This is a genomic window from Nocardioides montaniterrae (assembly GCF_054782655.1).
Window position 1 is genome coordinate 567,239 of sequence record NZ_BAAGSB010000001.1, and the last position, 17,442, is coordinate 584,680.

17 protein-coding genes and 1 tRNA gene are annotated in these 17,442 nt (G+C 71.2%); 6 read left to right on the forward strand and 12 right to left on the reverse strand.

Features of this window, described 5'->3' with window-relative positions; all coding sequences use genetic code 11:
* Positions 1 to 39 precede the first annotated feature (39 nt).
* Genes ACYVJ3_RS03020 through nth form a run of 4 tightly spaced genes read right to left on the reverse strand, consistent with a single transcriptional unit; the run spans position 40 to position 3,225 of the window.
* Positions 40 to 1,224: a MarP family serine protease gene (locus ACYVJ3_RS03020; RefSeq protein WP_460851004.1), complete on the reverse strand. Its 1,185-nt coding sequence runs from the start codon at positions 1,222 to 1,224 to the stop codon at positions 40 to 42.
* Entirely contained in the window at positions 1,221 to 1,895 is a 675-nt protein-coding gene (locus ACYVJ3_RS03025) for an NUDIX hydrolase (protein WP_460851005.1), read from the reverse strand. The genes ACYVJ3_RS03020 and ACYVJ3_RS03025 overlap by 4 nt, the downstream gene beginning before the upstream one ends.
* On the reverse strand, positions 1,892 to 2,509 hold the full coding sequence (locus tag ACYVJ3_RS03030; protein ID WP_460851006.1) for a TlpA disulfide reductase family protein: 618 nt from the start codon (positions 2,507 to 2,509) through the stop codon (positions 1,892 to 1,894). Before ACYVJ3_RS03030 ends, ACYVJ3_RS03025 begins: the two co-directional genes overlap by 4 nt.
* Positions 2,509 to 3,225: an endonuclease III gene (nth, locus tag ACYVJ3_RS03035; RefSeq protein WP_460851007.1), complete on the reverse strand. Its 717-nt coding sequence runs from the start codon at positions 3,223 to 3,225 to the stop codon at positions 2,509 to 2,511. Before nth ends, ACYVJ3_RS03030 begins: the two co-directional genes overlap by 1 nt.
* 170 nt (positions 3,226 to 3,395) lie before the next feature.
* Between nth and ACYVJ3_RS03040 the strand changes: the two genes are divergently transcribed.
* On the forward strand, positions 3,396 to 4,073 hold the full coding sequence (locus ACYVJ3_RS03040) for a Crp/Fnr family transcriptional regulator (protein ID WP_460851008.1): 678 nt from the start codon (positions 3,396 to 3,398) through the stop codon (positions 4,071 to 4,073).
* 229 nt (positions 4,074 to 4,302) lie between these two features.
* Here ACYVJ3_RS03040 and ACYVJ3_RS03045 read toward each other — a convergent pair whose 3' ends face one another.
* From ACYVJ3_RS03045 to ACYVJ3_RS03065, 5 genes are all read right to left on the reverse strand, one after another.
* A complete protein-coding gene (locus ACYVJ3_RS03045; RefSeq protein ID WP_460851009.1) occupies positions 4,303 to 4,518 on the reverse strand; it encodes a hypothetical protein in 216 nt (71 codons plus the stop codon).
* A gap of 75 nt (positions 4,519 to 4,593) precedes the next feature.
* Positions 4,594 to 5,385, reverse strand: coding sequence for an MBL fold metallo-hydrolase (locus ACYVJ3_RS03050; protein WP_460851010.1), 792 nt, complete (start codon positions 5,383 to 5,385; stop codon positions 4,594 to 4,596).
* Complete coding sequence (locus ACYVJ3_RS03055; RefSeq protein ID WP_460851011.1) at positions 5,382 to 6,272, reverse strand: NUDIX hydrolase; 891 nt, start codon at positions 6,270 to 6,272, stop codon at positions 5,382 to 5,384. The genes ACYVJ3_RS03050 and ACYVJ3_RS03055 overlap by 4 nt, the downstream gene beginning before the upstream one ends.
* The gene (locus tag ACYVJ3_RS03060; RefSeq protein WP_460851012.1) at positions 6,269 to 6,745 is read right to left on the reverse strand and encodes a RidA family protein; all 477 of its coding nucleotides are present in this window, start codon (positions 6,743 to 6,745) and stop codon (positions 6,269 to 6,271) included. The genes ACYVJ3_RS03055 and ACYVJ3_RS03060 overlap by 4 nt, the downstream gene beginning before the upstream one ends.
* Before the next feature lie 14 nt (positions 6,746 to 6,759).
* On the reverse strand, positions 6,760 to 6,915 hold the full coding sequence (locus ACYVJ3_RS03065) for a DUF4177 domain-containing protein (RefSeq protein ID WP_460851013.1): 156 nt from the start codon (positions 6,913 to 6,915) through the stop codon (positions 6,760 to 6,762).
* Between the two features lie 54 nt (positions 6,916 to 6,969).
* On the opposite strand from ACYVJ3_RS03065, the gene ACYVJ3_RS03070 reads away from it, so the two are divergent.
* A complete protein-coding gene (locus ACYVJ3_RS03070) occupies positions 6,970 to 7,983 on the forward strand; it encodes an ArsA-related P-loop ATPase (protein WP_460851014.1) in 1,014 nt (337 codons plus the stop codon).
* Positions 7,980 to 9,194, forward strand: a complete 1,215-nt coding sequence (locus tag ACYVJ3_RS03075; RefSeq protein ID WP_460851015.1) for an ArsA family ATPase — start codon at positions 7,980 to 7,982, stop codon at positions 9,192 to 9,194. Before ACYVJ3_RS03070 ends, ACYVJ3_RS03075 begins: the two co-directional genes overlap by 4 nt.
* Positions 9,195 to 9,332: 138 nt before the next feature.
* On the opposite strand, the gene ACYVJ3_RS03080 is transcribed toward ACYVJ3_RS03075, so the two are convergent.
* Entirely contained in the window at positions 9,333 to 9,614 is a 282-nt protein-coding gene (locus ACYVJ3_RS03080) for a WhiB family transcriptional regulator (protein ID WP_460851016.1), read from the reverse strand.
* Positions 9,615 to 9,799: 185 nt separating this feature from the next.
* Here ACYVJ3_RS03080 and ACYVJ3_RS03085 point away from each other — a divergent pair, with 185 nt between their 5' ends.
* A complete protein-coding gene (locus tag ACYVJ3_RS03085; RefSeq protein WP_460851017.1) occupies positions 9,800 to 12,187 on the forward strand; it encodes a transglycosylase domain-containing protein in 2,388 nt (795 codons plus the stop codon).
* 18 nt (positions 12,188 to 12,205) lie between these two features.
* On the opposite strand, the gene ACYVJ3_RS03090 is transcribed toward ACYVJ3_RS03085, so the two are convergent.
* The gene (locus tag ACYVJ3_RS03090) at positions 12,206 to 12,667 is read right to left on the reverse strand and encodes a GatB/YqeY domain-containing protein (RefSeq protein WP_460851018.1); all 462 of its coding nucleotides are present in this window, start codon (positions 12,665 to 12,667) and stop codon (positions 12,206 to 12,208) included.
* A gap of 36 nt (positions 12,668 to 12,703) precedes the next feature.
* Between ACYVJ3_RS03090 and ACYVJ3_RS03095 the strand changes: the two genes are divergently transcribed.
* Together ACYVJ3_RS03095 and ACYVJ3_RS03100 are read left to right on the forward strand one after the other, a co-directional pair.
* On the forward strand, positions 12,704 to 13,621 hold the full coding sequence (locus ACYVJ3_RS03095) for a metallophosphoesterase (protein WP_460851019.1): 918 nt from the start codon (positions 12,704 to 12,706) through the stop codon (positions 13,619 to 13,621).
* Between the two features lie 49 nt (positions 13,622 to 13,670).
* Positions 13,671 to 13,747 (forward strand) — tRNA-Pro (locus ACYVJ3_RS03100).
* Between the two features lie 168 nt (positions 13,748 to 13,915).
* Here the strand turns inward: ACYVJ3_RS03100 and ACYVJ3_RS03105 are convergent.
* Complete coding sequence (locus tag ACYVJ3_RS03105) at positions 13,916 to 17,347, reverse strand: proline dehydrogenase family protein (RefSeq protein ID WP_460851020.1); 3,432 nt, start codon at positions 17,345 to 17,347, stop codon at positions 13,916 to 13,918.
* Positions 17,348 to 17,442: the final 95 nt, after the last annotated feature.

Here is a 17,442-nt window from a genome sequence, read left to right on the forward strand (position 1 = left end):
GCCCACACAATGCCGTACGCCGATCCGGTCGTCGGCGCCCTACCCGGCGCAGGCGCCGGTGGACACCTCGGCGTCCTCGGCGCGACCCTCGCGGGCGGCGTCGGCGACCTCCTCGGCGGTGAGGGCGTAGCCGGTGTCGTTGTCGGTGACCGAGGCGGCGAACACGACGCCGGCGACGGCGCCGGTCGGCGTCACGAGCGGGCCGCCGGAGTTGCCGGGCCGCACCAGGCCACGCAGCGAGAACACCTTCCGCAGGACCGTGCCGTCGCCGTAGATGTCCGGCGAGCGCAGGGTGGGCGCACTGCGGACACGAGCCGGCTGGACGTCGAACGGGCCGTCCTGCGGGTAGCCGACGACGGCGAGCGGGTCGCCCTCGGAGGCCGCGTGCTCGCCCACGGCGAACTTCAGCGGCGTGATGGAGTGGGTGTCGACGTCGAGCACCGCGATGTCGGTCTGGGGGTCGTAGTGGACGACCCGGGCGAGCTCGGTCTCGCCGTCGATCTGGATCTCGGGGTCGTGGACGCCCGCGACGACGTGGGCGTTGGTCATCACCTTGCCGGGGGCGTAGACGAAGCCGGAGCCCTCGACGCCGCGGCCACAGGAGTTGGCCCCGCGGATCTTGACGATGGCGCCCCGCGCGCCGAGCACGTCGGGGTCGGTGCGCAGCCACTTGGGGCCGGGGCCGACCTTGACGATCCGCTCGGGTGCGAAGGGCTCGAGGTAACGCGGGAAGAAGCCCGTGCCGACCACGTTGTTGAACGCCTGCAGCGCCCGCGGCGCCGCCGGCGGCAGCGCGCCGTCGACCCTCGCCAGCACGGCGGAGTTGCGCACCAGCGAGGTGATCGGGCCGATCCGGGTGCCACTGATCGCGACGCCCAGCGCCCAGGCGACGAGGAGCACCGCGGCCGCGGAGAGCACGGCGCCACCGAGGGCGTCCAGGACCCGGGCCGGGCGCCAGGTGATCTTGTCGCGGACCTTCGCGCCGACGTACTGCATCAGGGCCTGGCCCAGCGACGCGCACAGGATCACGATGAACAGCGCCCCGAGCGAGACCCAGATGGAGGGCTCGGCGCTGCGCAGGACGGTCGGCGCCAGCCAGATCCCGAACAGGCCGCCGGTCAGCAGGCCGACCGTGGCGAAGGCGCCGGTGATGAAGCCCTGCCAGTAGCCCGAGAGGGCGTACGCCAGGACGATGAGGACGAGGAGCCAGTCGAGCAGGTTCATCGGTCCCCCTCCCGTCGTACGTACTCGGCCAACATGTATTCCGGCAGATCATGCACGGGCGGGTCGTCCACCGGTGGGAGCCAGCCGATGAAGTCCAGGAACCGGGTCAGGATCCCGCCCGTGAACCCCCACAGGATGACGTCCTTGTCGTCGCCGATGAGGAAGCCCGGGCCGATGAAGCCGGCGGGATGACGCGCCTGGATGCGGTGCTCGGGAGCGACCAGCTCCTTGATCGAGACGCGATGGATCGCGTGCACCTCCTGCGGGGAGGCCACCACGATCGGCGACTCCTCGCGCCAGAAGCCGATCACCGGCGTCACGGCGAAGTTCGACGGCGGCAGCCACAGCTCCGGCAGCCGGCCGACGACCTCGACGCCTGCGGGCAGGACGCCGATCTCCTCCTCGCTCTCGCGCAGGGCCGCCTCGACGGGGGTCTCCCCCGGGTCGAGGCTGCCGCCGGGGAAGGAGACCTGGCCGGGGTGGGAGCGCATGTCGTGGGCACGCTCGGTGAGCACGACGTCGGGGCCATCGGGACCCTCGGCGAGCAGCATCAGCACCGCGCCACGTCGCGAGTCCGCCCCCTCGGGGGGCAGGAACTTGGTGAGGTCCTCGCCGCGGATCCGGGCCGCGCCATCGATGACCTCGCGCAGCCAGGCGGGATGGCCGCTCACGAGGCGGCCTCGAGGGTGATGCCGAGGTTCTTCTCTGCGAGCGCCTTGACCTGAGCGAGCGAGGTCAGCCCACCGAGAACCGGCTTCGTCGTCACCGAGCCATCGGCCCGGACGAAGTAGAAGAAGGGCAGGCCCCCGGGGATCCGCAGGCTGGAGCCGGCGAGGTGGGCACACGGGTCGGCCAGCGACGGGTAGTGCACGCCGGTCTGCTGGGCCAGCTGGAGGGCAGCCCCGGGATAGGTGTCGGCGTAGTCGACGCCGATGATCTGCACCTGGTCGCCGTACGCCTTGTCGAACGCGGCGAGCGCGGGCATCTCCTTGATGCACGCGTGGCAGTTGGAGCCCCAGAAGTTGATGATCGCGGGGCCCTTGATCTGGTCGAGCGCCACCTTCTCGGCACTACCCAGGCACGCGACCTCTACCGCGGGGAGGCGAGAGCTGGCACCGGTGAGCTTCGAGCAGTCGGCGACACCGACGGCCTGCCGCTGGTGGACCAGCTCGGCGCTGTTGACCGACACGTTGCAGGCGCTGGCGCCCGGCGTCGCGTTACAGGCCGAGAGCAGGACCGAGGCCGCGACCAGGGCGAAGCCCGCGGCGGAGAGTCTGTGGCGCATCAGTTGGGACCCTCGGTCCGGACCAGCTTCTCGGCCTCGGCCGGGTCGGTCGGGCCGACGCCGTACGACGGGCACCACCGGGCGACCGGGCACGCACCGCAGGCGGCCTTCTTGGCGTGGCAGATCCGTCGGCCGTGCCAGATCAGGTGGTGGCTGAGCAACACCCATTCGGACCGTGGGAAGAGCGCGCCGATGGCGTGCTCGACCTTGACCGGGTCGGTCTCCGCGGTCCAGCCCAGGCGGCGGGCGAGTCGCCCGAAGTGGGTGTCGACGGTGATGCCGGGGACGTCGAAGGCGTTGCCGAGCACCACGTTGGCGGTCTTGCGGCCGACGCCTGGCAGCGTGACGAGGTCCTCGAGGCGGCCGGGCACCTGCCCGTCGTACCTCTCGACCAGCGCGGCCGCGAGCTTGAGCAGGTTGTCGGTCTTGGCCCGGAAGAAGCCGAGCGGTCCGACGATCTGCTCGAGGTGGGCGCGGTCGGCCGCCGCCATCGCAGCCGGGTCGGGATAGGCGGCGAACAGCCTCGGTCGTACGGCGTTGACCCGCTTGTCGGTCGTCTGCGCCGAGAGCACCGTGACGACCAGGCACTGGAACGCGTCGTCGAAGTCGAGCTCGGCCTTGGCGTCGGGATAGGTCTCCGCGAGCACCCGGTTGATCTTGCGAGCACGTCGCACCAACTGGGTCGGCGTCTCCTCAGAGGTGTCGATCGGCCGCACAGCGCCACCCTACGGGGCGACACCGACGCCCGCGGCACCGCTGGATCGGCCGTGTTGGAGCCGTGTTGAGTAGGTGTGGTCCACCTCACTGGTTAGGATGCGGCGGGACGTTGTGTGTGGCGGGCTCCACAAGGGGGCCGGGACGCGACGTCGTACGACTTGGAGGAAACGTGGACAACGACGTTCTCCGGCAGGCGCCGCTCTTCACCGCCTTGGACGACGAGGCGATGACGGCCCTCCGTTCGTCGATGGGCGAGACGCACCTGCGTCGCGGTGAGGTGCTGTTCCACGAGGGAGACAGCGGCGACAAGCTGTACGTCGTCCTCGACGGCAAGGTGAAGCTCGGCCGCACGTCCTCCGACGGCCGCGAGAACCTGCTCGCGATCATGGGCCCCGGCCAGATGTTCGGCGAGCTCTCGCTGTTCGACCCGGGTCCGCGCTCCGCGACCGTCACTGCCGTCACCGACGCCGACTTCGCCTCGCTCTCCCACGAGGACCTGCTGCGCTGGCTCGAGGGCCGTCCGGCCGTCGCCCGTGGCCTCCTCTCCCAGCTCGCCGGCCGCCTGCGCAAGGCCAACGACGTCGTGGCCGACCTGGTCTTCTCCGACGTGCCCGGCCGTGTCGCCAAGGCGCTGCTCGACCTGGCCGACCGCTTCGGCCGCACCGCCGACGACGGCGTGCACGTCCACCACGACCTGACGCAGGAGGAGCTCGCCCAGCTGGTCGGCGCCTCCCGCGAGACGGTCAACAAGGCGCTCGCCGACTTCGCCTCCCGCGGCTGGCTGCGGCTCGAGCCGCGCTCGGTCGTGATCATGGACATGGAGCGGATGGCGCGCCGCGCGCGCTGAATCTCGACAGGCTCGATCACCGGGAGACTTGCTCGATCACCGAAAGCCTGATCAGCCACCACCGGCTCCCTCCGCTGATGCGCACGCATGGGCGGAAGGGAGCCGTTGTCGTTCGCGAGGTTCCTCGCTCGCCCATCGGGCTGGCCGCTCTTGCGGCGTCTGCGCGGCGGGCACCCGACGCCACCTCACTCACGTGTGAGTGAGGTCATCGCCGATCGTGGGTCCGCGATCAGAGGATCCGGTGGAACAGTTGGCTGGCGCCGATGACCGCCCAGATCGCCAGCCCGAAGGCCAAGCAGACGCCCCAGGCATAGGTCATCGCGCGCCGGCCACGCTCGACGCCGTCAGGTAGGCAGTCGTCACCCCAGCGAGCGCCGTACGCGACGCCCGCCCAGAGGTGACCCGCGCGCGTGCCAGCCGCGGCAGGGGTCGGCGTCGCGGTCACGTGGCGAGACTGCCGCCGGACCCACTGACCGACCCGCTACGGACTATGGGCCAATTGGCCCATAGTCCCTACAGCTCAACGGGCAGCGAGATAGGCGAGCTGCGCCCGCACCGACAGCTCGGCCGCGGGCCAGAGGATCGGGTCGACGTCGCGGTAGACGTGCTCGACGACCCGCCACGGGAACGTCTCCTCCGGAGCGGGCGGCACGACGGACAGGGCAGCCTCGACCTGGGCCAGACGGTCGCGGCGGTGGGCGATGTAGAAGTCGAGGACGGCGAGCGCGTCGCCGAGCACCGGACCGTGGCCCGGCCAGATCGCGGCCGCGTCCTGCCGGTCGGCGAGGGCGTGCAGCCGGTCCAGCGAGTCGAGGTAGGCACCGAGCTGGCCATCGGGGTGTGCGACGACCGTGGTCCCCCGGCCGAGCACGGTGTCGCCGGTCAGCACGGCGCGGTCGGCGGGCAGCCAGAACGACAGCGAGTCGCTGGTGTGGCCCGGCGTACCGATCACGTGGACCTCGAGGTCGCCGACCCCGACGATGTCGCCGTCACCGAGGCCCTCGCCGCCCAGACGGTGAGCCGGATCGAGCGCGCGTACGCCGCACCCGACCCGCTCCGCGAACGCGCGCGCCCCCTCGGAGTGGTCGAGGTGGCCGTGGGTCAGCAGCACGGCCTGGACGTCACCGGCCGCGGCAGCAACAGCCGACAGGTGACCGTCGTCCAACGGACCGGGGTCGATGACGACCGACCGCTCGGAACCCTCCTCGCGGAGGATCCAGGTGTTGGTGCCGTCCAGCGTCATCATGTTGGCGTTCGGCGCGAGCACGCACTCGTGCGGCCCGAACGACCCGCCGGTCCACGGCGCGGTCATGACGATCTCCGAGCGGCCACCAGCCCCCGCACCGCTGGCGGCATCGACAGCGTCCAGCCGGTCCCCGAGCCTGTCGACGGGTCGACCTCGATCACCTCGGGCATGAACATCTCCACCGACCGCTCGGCGGCGACCGCCAGCACCGAGGCGACGGACGAGTGCTGGGACAGCTCGAGGCAGGTGAGGTACGTCGGCGGCATCATCGCCAGCTCTCCCGCCTCCACCTGGGCGACGGCCTCCGCAACCGAGAGCCACAGCACCGACGACGACTCCGAGGAGACGTCGCGGGTGCGCTGTCCGGCGGGCAGCTCGGCGGCGAAGAACCAGGTCCGGTAGCGCTTCGGCTCGAACTCCGGTGTCAGCCAGGCGGTCCACACACCGAGCAGGTCGGTGCGCAGCACCAGCCCACGCCGGGTCAGCAGATCGGTCAGCGACAGCGAGCGACCCTCGAGGGCGACGCGGTCGGCCTCCCAGTCGTCACCGGTGGTGTCGGCCACGACCTCGGACGCCGACGGACCGGCCAGCAGGACGCCCGACTCCTCGAACGTCTCGCGCACGGCCGCGCACACCAGCGAGGTCGCGTCGGCCTCGGAGCAGCCCAGCCGCGCGGCCCACTCGGCCGGCGTCGGACCGGCCCACAGGTTGGCGTCGACCGCATGGTCACGCGGGTCGACCCCTCCGCCGGGGAAGACCGCCATCCCGGAGGCGAAGTCCATCGTCAGCTGCCGGCGCAGCAGGTACGCCTCCGGACCGGACGCGCCCTGCCGGAGCACGATCACCGTCGCCGCGTTGCGCGGCTCGACGGGAGTGAGCTCGCCGTCGGCGTACCGCAGCGCGTGCGCGGCCACCTCGGCCGGCAACGGCACCGGCGGGATCGGGATCCTCACGGCAGGATCTCGGCGATCACCTCGACCTCGACGGGGGCGTCCAGCGGCAGCACAGGTACGCCGACCGCCGACCGCGCGTGCACGCCGTGCTCGCCGAAGGCCTCACCGAACAGCAGGGACGCACCGTTGGCGACGGCCGGCTGACCGGTGAAGTCGGGCGTCGAGGCCACGAACACGACGACCTTCACGATCCGCACGCGGTCCAGGCTGATGGCGCTCGAGCCCGCGGAGACGACCGATCGGATCGCCGCGATGGCGTTGAGCGCGCACTGCTGCGCACACTCGGCCGCCACCTCGGGCGTCACCTCGCCACCGACCTTGCCGGTCGCCAGAAGCTCACCGGAGCGCATCGGCAGCTGACCGGCCGTGTAGACGTAGGAGCCGGACACGACGGCGGGGACGTACGCCGCCACCGGCGGCACGACGTCCGGGATGGTCAGCCCGAGCTCCTCGAGACGACCCTCGACACCCATGGCGACCATCGTGATCAGCCCTCGGTCGGACGCTTGAAGTAGGCGATGTCGTTGCCGGTCGGGCTCGGGATGATCGTGACCAGCTCCCACCCGTCGGCACCGAAGTTGTTGAGGATCTGCGTCGCCGCGTGGTTGAGGACGGGCGCTACCTGGTACTCCCACTTCGTCATGGATCCGACCCTACTCACGCCCACGCGCGGGGCCAGCACCACTAGGCTGCCCGCGTGAGCGATTGGAGTCGGGTGCGTCTGCACGTCGTCACCGGCAAGGGCGGCACCGGCAAGTCGACGGTCGCCTCCGCCCTCGCGCTCGCCCTCGCGACCGAGGGCAAGAACGTGCTCCTCTGCGAGGTCGAGGGCCGCCAGGGCATCGCCCGGATGTTCGACGTCGACCCGCTGCCGTACGCCGAGCGCCGGCTGGCCACCGGCCTGCCGGGTCCTTCGTCGACGGGCTCAGGATCCGCACGCGGGACGGTTCACGCCCTGCACATCGAGGCGGAGGCCGCCCTGCTGGAGTACCTCGCCATGTACTACCGCCTCGGCCGCGCAGGCCGCGCGCTCGACCGCTTCGGCGTCGTCGAGTTCGCCACGACGATCGCGCCGGGCGTCCGCGACGTGCTGCTGACCGGCAAGGTCTACGAGGCCGTCCAGCGCAACAGCCGCAACAAGGGCGCGATCCAGTACGACGCCGTCGTGCTCGATGCCCCGCCCACCGGCCGGATCACGCAGTTCCTCAACGTCAGCAACGAGCTCGCCGGCTTGGCCAAGGTCGGCCCGATCCGCAGCCAGGCAGACACGATGATGACGCTCTTCCGCTCGCCCCGTACGGCGGTCCACCTGGTCACCGTGCTCGAGGAGATGCCGGTCCAGGAAACCGCCGACGGCATCCGCGAGCTGCGCGAGGTCAACCTCCCGGTCGGCGGCGTGATCGTGAACCGGGTCCGCCCGCAGGACCTCACCAGCGACGACCTCGAGGCCGCCCGCGCGGGCACGCTCGACCGCGGCCGGATCGAGGCGGACCTGACCTCGGCCGGGCTCACCGTCGACGACGACCTGGTCGGCGGGCTGCTGACCGAGGCACGTGACCACGCCGAGCGCCGCGCCCTCGAGGACGCCCAGCGAGCCGTGGTGGCCGAGATGGGCGTTCCGACGTACGAGCTGCCGCACCTGGCCGGCGGCGTCGACCTCGGCGCGCTCTACGAGCTGGCCGGTCTCCTCCGCGCGCAGGGCATGGCATGAGCGCCGCCCGGTCGCGCTCCCGCGTGGGCCCCGCCCAGACGCCCACCGGCCCCGCCCCCGCTCTCGATGTCGACGCCCTGATCGACGACCCCAGGACCGGGATCATCGTCTGCTGCGGCTCCGGCGGCGTCGGCAAGACCACCACCTCGGCAGCCCTCGCGCTGCGCGCCGCCGAGCGCGGCCGCAAGGTCGTCGTGCTCACCATCGACCCCGCCCGTCGGCTGGCCCAGTCGATGGGGATCGAGGCGCTCGACAACACCCCTCGGCCCGTCGACCTCGGTGATCGAGTAGCCGCCGAGGAACGAGGTGGCGTATCGAGACCATCGGGCTCCCTCGACGCGATGATGCTGGACATGAAGCGGACCTTCGACGAGGTCGTGGAGTCCCAGGCGAGCCCGGAGAAGGCCAAGCAGATCCTGGCCAACCCGTTCTACATAGCGCTGTCGAGCTCGTTCGCGGGCACGCAGGAGTACATGGCGATGGAGAAGCTCGGACAGCTCCACCGCGACAAGGTCCTCGGCGACGGCACCTACGACCTGATCGTCGTGGACACCCCGCCGAGCCGCTCCGCGCTGGACTTCCTCGACGCCCCCGAACGGCTCTCCAGCTTCCTGGACGGCAAGTTCGTCCGGCTGCTGCTGGCGCCCGCCCGCGGCCCGGCCAAGCTGATGAGTGCGGGATTCAGCCTCATCACCGGCGCGCTGAACAAGATCCTCGGCGCCGGCTTCCTCACGGACCTGCAGACCTTCGTCTCCGCGCTCGACACCGTCTTCGGTGGCTTCCGCCAGCGGGCGCAGCAGACCTACGCGCTGCTCCAGGCCGAGGGCACGGCGTTCCTCGTCGTCGCGGCACCGGAGCCCGACGCGCTGCGCGAGGCGGCGTACTTCGTCGATCGCCTCAGCGAGGACCGCATGCCGCTGGCCGGCCTGGTCGTCAACAGGTGTACGCCGACGCCGCCCGGTCGCCTGAGCGCGAACGGTGCCGTCGCGGCCGCCGATCGTCTCGCCGAGGGTGACGCCGATGCGTCGGTGACGGCAGCACTGCTGCGGCTGCACGCCGACCACGTCCGGATGACCGAGCGCGAGTCGACGCTGCGCGAGAGCTTCGCCCGCACGCACCCGCAGGTGCCGACGGCGATCGTGCCGGCCCTCGCCGGGGACGTGCACGACCTCGACGGCCTGCGTCGCGTCGGCGACCTGCTCGGTGGTTGAGCCGTATCTCGGTGGTTGAGTAGGCCGAGCCGCTAGGCAAGGCCGTATCGAAACCACAGTGGTCTCGATACGCGGCTCGCTAGCGCTCGCCGCTACTCGACCAACGACGAGAAGCCGCCGCTACTCGGCCAGCGAAGGTCAGGCAGGCGCCTTGACGCCGGCGTTGCGGGCCGACTCGAGCAGGTTGCGCCACGACGCGTTCGGGCGGCGACGCAGCAGCGCTCGCCGCTCACGCTCCGTCATCCCGCCCCAGACACCCCACTCGATCTGGTTGTCGAGCGCCTCAGCGAGGCACTCGGTGCGCACGGGACAACCGGAGCACACGGTCTTGGCCTTGTTCTGCTCGGCTCCGCGCACGAAGAGCGCGTCGGCCTGGCCGTTCTGACAAGCGGCGCTGAGCGCCCAATCTTCTACCCACATGGAAAATGCGTCCCCAACTCTCGAGTCCGGGCTGCACCCCCACAGTGCTTCGGTACCAGACTCGCAGGTTCAAGGTAGGCGAAATGCGTCTTCTGCACAGGACGAATGCGGATCAAATTGTCTAGTCACATAGGACTAGCCGATCGGAAAGCGGACACTTTCCGAAGGTCCCGTACCCTTTGCCCATGTCTGGTCCCCGCTTCGACGGACTCCCCAAGCGCAAGGTGGCATCACACGTCGGAGTGATGCTGGCCGTGGCCGCGCTCCTCGGCGTGGTGGTGTCCGGCCTGGTCATCCCGTTCGCCGGCATCGCCGGCTACACCGCCAAGCACCTCGCGAACGGTGCGGAGACGCTTCCCAAGGAGCTGTCCACCGAGGCGCTCCCGCAGCGCACCGAGATCGTCGACCGCTCCGGCGCCCCGATCGCCACGCTCTACGACCAGAACCGGGTCAACGTCCGCCTCGACCAGATCTCCCGCACGATGGTCAAGGCCATCGTCGCCATCGAGGACTACCGCTTCTACCAGCACGGCGCGCTCGACGTGAAGGGCACGCTCCGCGCCCTGTTCACCAACCAGGCCGAGGGCGGCGTGGTCCAGGGCGGCTCCTCGATCACCCAGCAGCTGGTCAAGCAGACCCTGGTCAACCAGGCCGACACCCGGGCCGAGCAGCTGGCCGCGACCACCGACACGTTCGCGCGCAAGTTCCGCGAGCTGCGCTACGCGATCGCGCTCGAGCAGCTGCACAGCAAGGACTGGATCCTCCAGCAGTACCTCAACACGGTCTACTTCGGCGACGGTGCCTACGGCATCCAGGCCGCCGCCCAGCACTTCTTCGGGGTCAACGCCAAGGACCTCAAGCTCGGGCAGGCGGCACTGCTCGCCGGCCTGGTCCGCAGCCCGGAGGCGCTGAACCCGACCAACAACGTCAAGGGCGCGATCGAGCGTCGCAACGTCGTCCTCAACCGGATGGCCCAGCTCGGCGCCGTCTCGTACACCGAGGCCGACCGCGCCGAGAAGAAGGGGCTGCGCCTGCACGTCCAGCCCTCGCCCAACGGCTGCGTGAACTCCGCAGCACCGTTCTTCTGCGACTACGTGCTCGCCTACCTCATGAAGGACCCGGCGCTCGGCCGCACCAAGAAGGAGCGCCAGCGCGTGCTGTGGGGCGGCGGCCTCACCATCCAGACCACGATGCGCGCGCCGTTCGCCCACTGGGCCGACCAGGCCGCCAGGAGCCGGGTCAGCAAGAACGACTCCGCGATCGGCGCGATCGCCGAGGTCGAGCCCGGCACCGGCGACGTCTGGGCGCTGGCGCAGTCACGTCCGATGGGCGCCGACTCCAAGCACGGCGAGACGTTCCTCAACTACGCCGTGCCGCCGGCGTACGGCCACTCCGCGGGGTTCCAGCCCGGCTCGACGTTCAAGTTCTTCGTCATGGCCGCGGCCCTCGAGGAAGGCCTGCCGACCTCGACCAGCTTCTACGCACCCAACCAGCTGTTCGTGAAGCAGAACGAGTTCCGCACCTGCAAGCACCTGTACGACAACATCGAGGACTGGCACCCGTCGAACTCGACGTCGGCGACCAACATGACGATGGACATGTTCACCGGCGGCCCGCAGTCGGTGAACACCTACTTCGCCCAGCTCGAGAAGCGCACCGGCCTGTGCAAGCCCTACCAGCTCGCCAAGGCGATGGGCGTGGGCCTGACGCCGGCCAACGAGGTGCCGACCTTCACCCTCGGTGTCGCCGACGCGAACCCGTTGACGATGGCGTCGGCGTACGCCACCGCCGCGTCCGGCGGCATCTACTGCAAGCCTCACCCGGTCTCCGCGATCCTGGACGGCAACGGCCAGGTCGTGAAGAAGTACCCGACCCAGTGCGACCGCGTGATGACGCAGTACGCCGCCGACTCGATCAGCGCCGTGCTCTCCAAGGTCCAGCAGCCGGGTGGCTTCGGCGGTGACGCGGGGCTGGCGCTGAACGTGCCGTCGGCCGCGAAGACCGGTACCTCCCAGGACAACAAGGCGGTCTGGTTCAACGGCTTCACGCCGCAGGTCTCCGTCTCCTCGATGGTGGCGGGCATCAACAGCGCCGGTCACCCGATGCAGGTCCCGTACACGCTGGCGGGCACCTACTACGGCCCCGCGCACGGCTCGACCGTCGCCGGCCCGATGTGGGCGGCTGCCTTGAAGCCGGTCGAGGGGATGCTCAAGAGCGTCCCGTTCGACGCCCCGCCGATGGCGCCCGACCAGTCCGGCGTGCCCGGTGTGGTGGGTCAGTCGGTCAAGCACGCCGAGGCCGCGGTCAGGGCCGCCGGCTTCACGCCGTACCTCGCGGGCGTCATCGACTCCTCGCAGCCCTACGGCTCGGTCGCGCTGGCCAGCATGGGTGCCGACGGCGAGACGGTCTACATCTTCACCTCGAGCGCACACGGCGGCCCGGTCGCGCCCCCACCGCCGCCGACCCACCACAGCGGCGGTGGCGGCCACAAGTCCCACGGTGGTGGCGGAGGCGGCGGCGGAGGTGGCGGCACCTCCGGTCCCCCGGGCCACGGCCACGGGCACGGCCACTGAGGACGTGCCGCGGGTCGGTCAGGCTCCGAGCTGGCGACGTACCTCGCCGGCGACGAACGATCCGTCGGCCTTGCCCTTGACCTGAGGCGTAACGACGCCCATCACCTTGCCCATGGCGCGCGGGCCCTCGCCCGCGACGCCGAGCTGGTCGATCGCGGCCGCGACGAGGGCGACGATCTCGTCCTCGGTGAGCTGCTGGGGCAGGTAGTCGGTGATGACCGCGCCCTCGGCGCGCTCCTTGTCACCGCGGTCCGTGTGGCCGGCGTCGTCGAACGCGGTCGCGGCCTCGCGGCGCTTCTTGGCCTCGGTGGAGAGGACGCCGATGATCTCGTCGTCGGTCAGCTCCTTGGCGACCTTGCCGGCGACCTCGGCGTTGGTGATCGCGGTCAGCAGCATCCGGATCGTGGAGGAGCGCACCTCGTCGCGGGCCTTCATCGCGGTGGTCAGGTCGGTACGGAGACGGTCCTTGAGGGTGCTCATGTGCGAAGTCTCCCCCACGTGTGTCAGCCTTGCCGAATGCGTTTGACCCGCGTGATCGGAGCCGGCCTCGGTGCGGGTGCCGTCAGCGGCGCCACGCTCACGGCGTACGCCGCCTGGGAGGCCCGTCAGTACACGCTGCGCGAGGTCACCGTGGCGATGCTGCCCGCCGGGATGAGGCCGCTGCGGGTGCTGCACCTCAGCGACATCCACATGACGCCGGGACAGACCCGCAAGCAGCAGTGGATCCGCTCGCTCGCGTCGCTCGAGCCCGATCTGGTCATCGACACCGGCGACAACCTGGCCCACCAGATGGCGGTGCCGAAGGTGCTCGACGCGTTCGGGCCGCTGCTCGACGTACCCGGCGTCTTCGTGCACGGCTCCAACGACTACTTCGAGCCGCGGATGCGCAACCCGCTCGGCTACCTGATGCCCGACGACGGCCAGCGCCGGACGAACGTGCCCCAGCTGGACTGGCGATCGCTGTCGCGGCGGTTCACCTCCTCGGGCTGGCTCGACCTGACCAACTCGCTGGGGTCGCTGAGCGTCGGCGAGACGCGGTTCGCGTTCGCCGGGGTCGACGACCCGCACCTCGGGTACGACGACCTCTCCGCTGTCGCGGGTCCCGCCCCTGCTGACGCCGACGTGCGGCTCGGTGTGGCGCACGCGCCGTACCTCCGGGTGCTCGACCAGTTCGCCGCCGACGGGTACGACGCGATCATCGCCGGCCACACCCACGGGGGGCAGGTCTGCCTGCCGGGCGGGCGCGCACTCGCCACCAACTGCGACCTCGAGCCCGCCCGCGCGCGCGGCCTGCACCGCCACCCCGCGGACTCCTCGCCGGGCGACCCGGGCTCGTCGTGGCTGCACGTCTCCGCCGGTCTCGGCACCAGCCCCTACACCCGGATCCGCATGGCCTGCCGGCCCGAGGCGACCCTGCTGACGCTGACGTCCTAGCCGATTATTGGTCGCTGCGACCGCTCCGGTAGGCTGCCGCTCGTTGCTTCGGGCTGTGGCGCAGTTTGGTAGCGCGCCTCGTTCGGGACGAGGAGGCCGCAGGTTCAAATCCTGTCAGCCCGACCAGGTGACAAGCCCCTCCCGCCAGCGGAAACGCCGGCGGGAGGGGCTGCTTGGCTTTTGGCCAGCAGTGGCCGGGGCACCGGTCTCGGTGATCATGGCACCCTTGCCATCGCGTCCCCTGCCGCGAAGTCGACGCGGCATCACGTCGCGGCGAAGGGTCCCGGGCAGCGGTCAGCCGAGGTGGTCGGCCAGCGGCGTCGGCGTACCGAAGCGATGGGCGGTGACGGCGACGGCCTGCTCGCGCACGAAGGGCAGCAGCTCGATGCGGCCGGCCTCCAGGACGGGGTGGTCGTACGCCGCGACGTCGGGCCGGCCACCGCTGGCGGCGGCGAGGTCCGCGCGGGAGACACCGATCAACCGCACCCGGGCAGGAGCCGCGTCGCTGCGCAGGAGCGCGGCCCACACCGCGGCGTCCTGGCGTACGACGGTCGCGCCTGCCCTGGCGAGGAGCGCCTCCACCTCGGGCGCCAGGTCCACGCCCAGCGACACCGTGACGGACGAGCCGCACACGACGCCCGCCGCGACCACGCGGACGACCTCCTCGGGGAGCTCGGCCTCGACCCGCACGGTGACCGGGACCGGTCGGTACCGCAGCACGTTCCGCTCGGCGAGGAGGCCGCAGACGTCCTTGGCCGTGCCGATCTCCTCCTGCCAGGCGAGGGCGTCCGAGGCGAGCGCACGGGAGAGGAAGCCGTCGTGGTCCAGGCCCACGCGCTGCGCTCCGGCCAGCAGGTCGCGAGCCGCGCGCCCCAGTGGAGCGGTCGCGGTCGCCTGCGCGGGAGCCCAGTCGCTCAGCCCGATCAGGTAGCTCGGGCCGCCCGCCTTGGTGCCGGCGCCAACGGCCGACTTCTTCCAGCCGCCGAAAGGCTGGCGCTGCACGATCGCGCCGACGGTGGTGCGGTTGACGTACGCGTTGCCCGCCTCGACCCCGTCGAGCCAGGTCTCGATGTCGGCGCGCTCCAGCGAGTGCAGGCCGGCGGTGAGGCCGTAGTCGGTCTGGTTCTGGATCTCGATCGCCTCGTCCAGGGTGTCGGCCTCGATCAGGCCGAGCACGGGACCGAAGTACTCCGTCAGGTGGAACTCGCTGCCCCGGCGTACGCCGGTCTTGACGCCGGGCGTCCACAGCCGACCCTCGGTGTCGAGCCGGCGCGGCTCGACCAGCCACCGCTCCCCCGGGCCGAGCGTCGTCAGGGCCCGCAGCAGCTTGCCGGACGCCGGCTCGATGAGCGGGCCGACCTGGGTGGTCGGGTCGGACGGGAGACCCACCTTGAGCGAGGTCACCGCGTCGACGAGCTGGTCGCGGAAGCGGCGCGAGCCGGCGACCGAGCCGACCAGGATGCCCAGTGACGCGGCCGAGCACTTCTGGCCGGCGTGGCCGAAGGCCGAGTAGACGAGGTCCTTGACCGCCAGGTCGAGGTCGGCGTCGGGGGTGATGATCATCGAGTTCTTGCCCGACGTCTCCGCGAGCAGCGGCAGGTCGGGGCGGAACGACCGGAACAGCTCGGCGGTCTCGAAGGCGCCGGTGAGGATCAGCCGGTCGACCTCCGGCGAGGCGATGAGCGCGCGGCCGACCTCGTCCTCGGGCAGGTGCACCAGGCGCAGGACGTCGCGCGGCACCCCGGCCGCCCAGAGCGCGTCGACCATGACCGAGCCGCACCGTCGCGCCTGCGGCGCGGGCTTGATGATGACCGCGGAGCCGGCCGCCAGGCCCGCCGCGACGCCACCGGCGGGGATGGCGATCGGGAAGTTCCACGGAGGTACGACGACGGTCAGCCGCACCGGGACGGCGCTCGCACCGTCGACCTGCTCCAGCTCCTCCGCACGGTCGGCGTAGTAGTTGAGGAAGTCGATCGCCTCGGAGATCTCGGGGTCGCCCTGGTCCAGGGTCTTGCCGCACTCCGAGCCGGCGACCTCGAGGAGCAGGCCACGGCGCCGCTCGAGCTCGACGGCGGCCGCACGCAGGATCGTCGCTCGCTCGGCCGCCGGCCTGGCACCCCAGGTCGCGCCGGCCGCGGCGGTCTCGTCGACGATCTGCTCGACCCGGGCGACGGTGTCGACGGAGTGCTCGCGCACCAGGTCCTCACCGACGGTCGAGGCGGCCATCCGGGCGATGATGTCGCGGCCCCAGGCGCGGTTGCCGGGCAGCGACGGGTCCGTGTCGGGGCAGCTCTCGAAGTGCGACAAGGGCTGCGCCGGGACGGGGCGGCGGCGATCCTGCGTGCGGTTCGCCGGCGGGACCGCCGACTCGTCGACGTGCGCCAGCGAGTCGAGGAAGCGCTGGCGCTCGCGGGCGAACAGCGCGGAGTCGTGGTGGATCTCGAAGACCGCCGACATGAAGTTGTCCTGGCTGGCGCCCTCCTCGAGCCGGCGCACGAGGTAGGCGATGGCGACGTCGAAGTCCTTGGGGTGCACGACCGGCACGTAGAGCAGCAGGTTGCCGACGGTGCGGCGTACGGCCTCCGCCTGGCCCTCGGCCATGCCGAGCAGCATCTCGTGCTCGATGCCGTCGCGCACGCCGCGATGCCCGGCGAGCACCCAGGCGTAGGCGACGTCGAAGAGGTTGTGGCCCGCGACTCCGATGCGCACGTTCGCGATCCGCTCGGGCGTCAGGGCGTAGCCGAGGACCGACTTGTACGCCGTGTCCGACTCCTGCTTGGAGCCCCACGTCGCCAACGGCCAGCCGAACAGCGAGGCCTGTACGCGCTCCATCGGCAGGTTCGCCCCCTTGACCAGGCGCACCTTGATCGGCGCAGCTCCCCGGGCGCGGCGCGCAGCCGACCACTCCTGGAGCCGGACCATGGCGCCCATGGCGTCGGGCAGGTAGGCCTGCAGGACGATGCCGGCCTCGAGACCGAGCATCTCCTCGCGGTCGAGGATCCGCTGGAAGACCTCGATGGTGATGTCGAGGTCGTGGTACTCCTCCATGTCGAGGTTGATGAACTTGCGGCGGCCGGCGGCGGACTCCTGCGCGGCGTACCGGTAGAGCGGCAGGAGGCGGTCGACGACGTGCTCGACGGCCTGGTCGTAGGACCACGGCGAGTGCGGTGCGACCGGCGAGGAGACCTTGATCGAGACGTAGTCGACGTCCGGTCGCTCGAGCAGAGCCCGGGTGCCGTCGTACCGGCGGTTGGCCTCGGCCTCCCCGAGCACCGCCTCGCCGAGCAGGTTGATGTTGAGGCGTACGCCGCGCTCGCGCAGCCGGGCGACCTGCGCGCCGAGCTTGGCGGGTCGGGCGTCGATGAGCAGGTGGCCGACCATCCGGCGAAGAGCCAGTCGCGCCACCGGCACGACGAGCCACGGCGCGAACACCGACACCAGCGCTCCGAGGCGGAGCCCGAGCTTGAGGTGCCACGGCAGGAACGACGGGGCCAGCGGCACCAGCTCGCGCAGCGCTCGCGCAGCCACGTGGACGTCCTCGGGACGCACGACGCGGTCCACGAATCCGACCGTGAACTCCAGGCCGTGCGGGTCCTTCAGCACGTCGGCCAGCCGCTGGGCGGACGCGTGCACCGGCTGCTCGGCGGCGACGACGAGCCACTCCCGGACCTGTGCCTCGACCTCGGCGAGCAGGTCGGTCGGGTGGAGGGCTGGGTCGGCGGTCATGCATCGATCGTCGACCCGCCGAACAGGTAACGTAAAGCGTTGTTTTCTGACGAGTTATCGTCATCTTTACTTCATGATCAGCGCCAGCGGAGAGG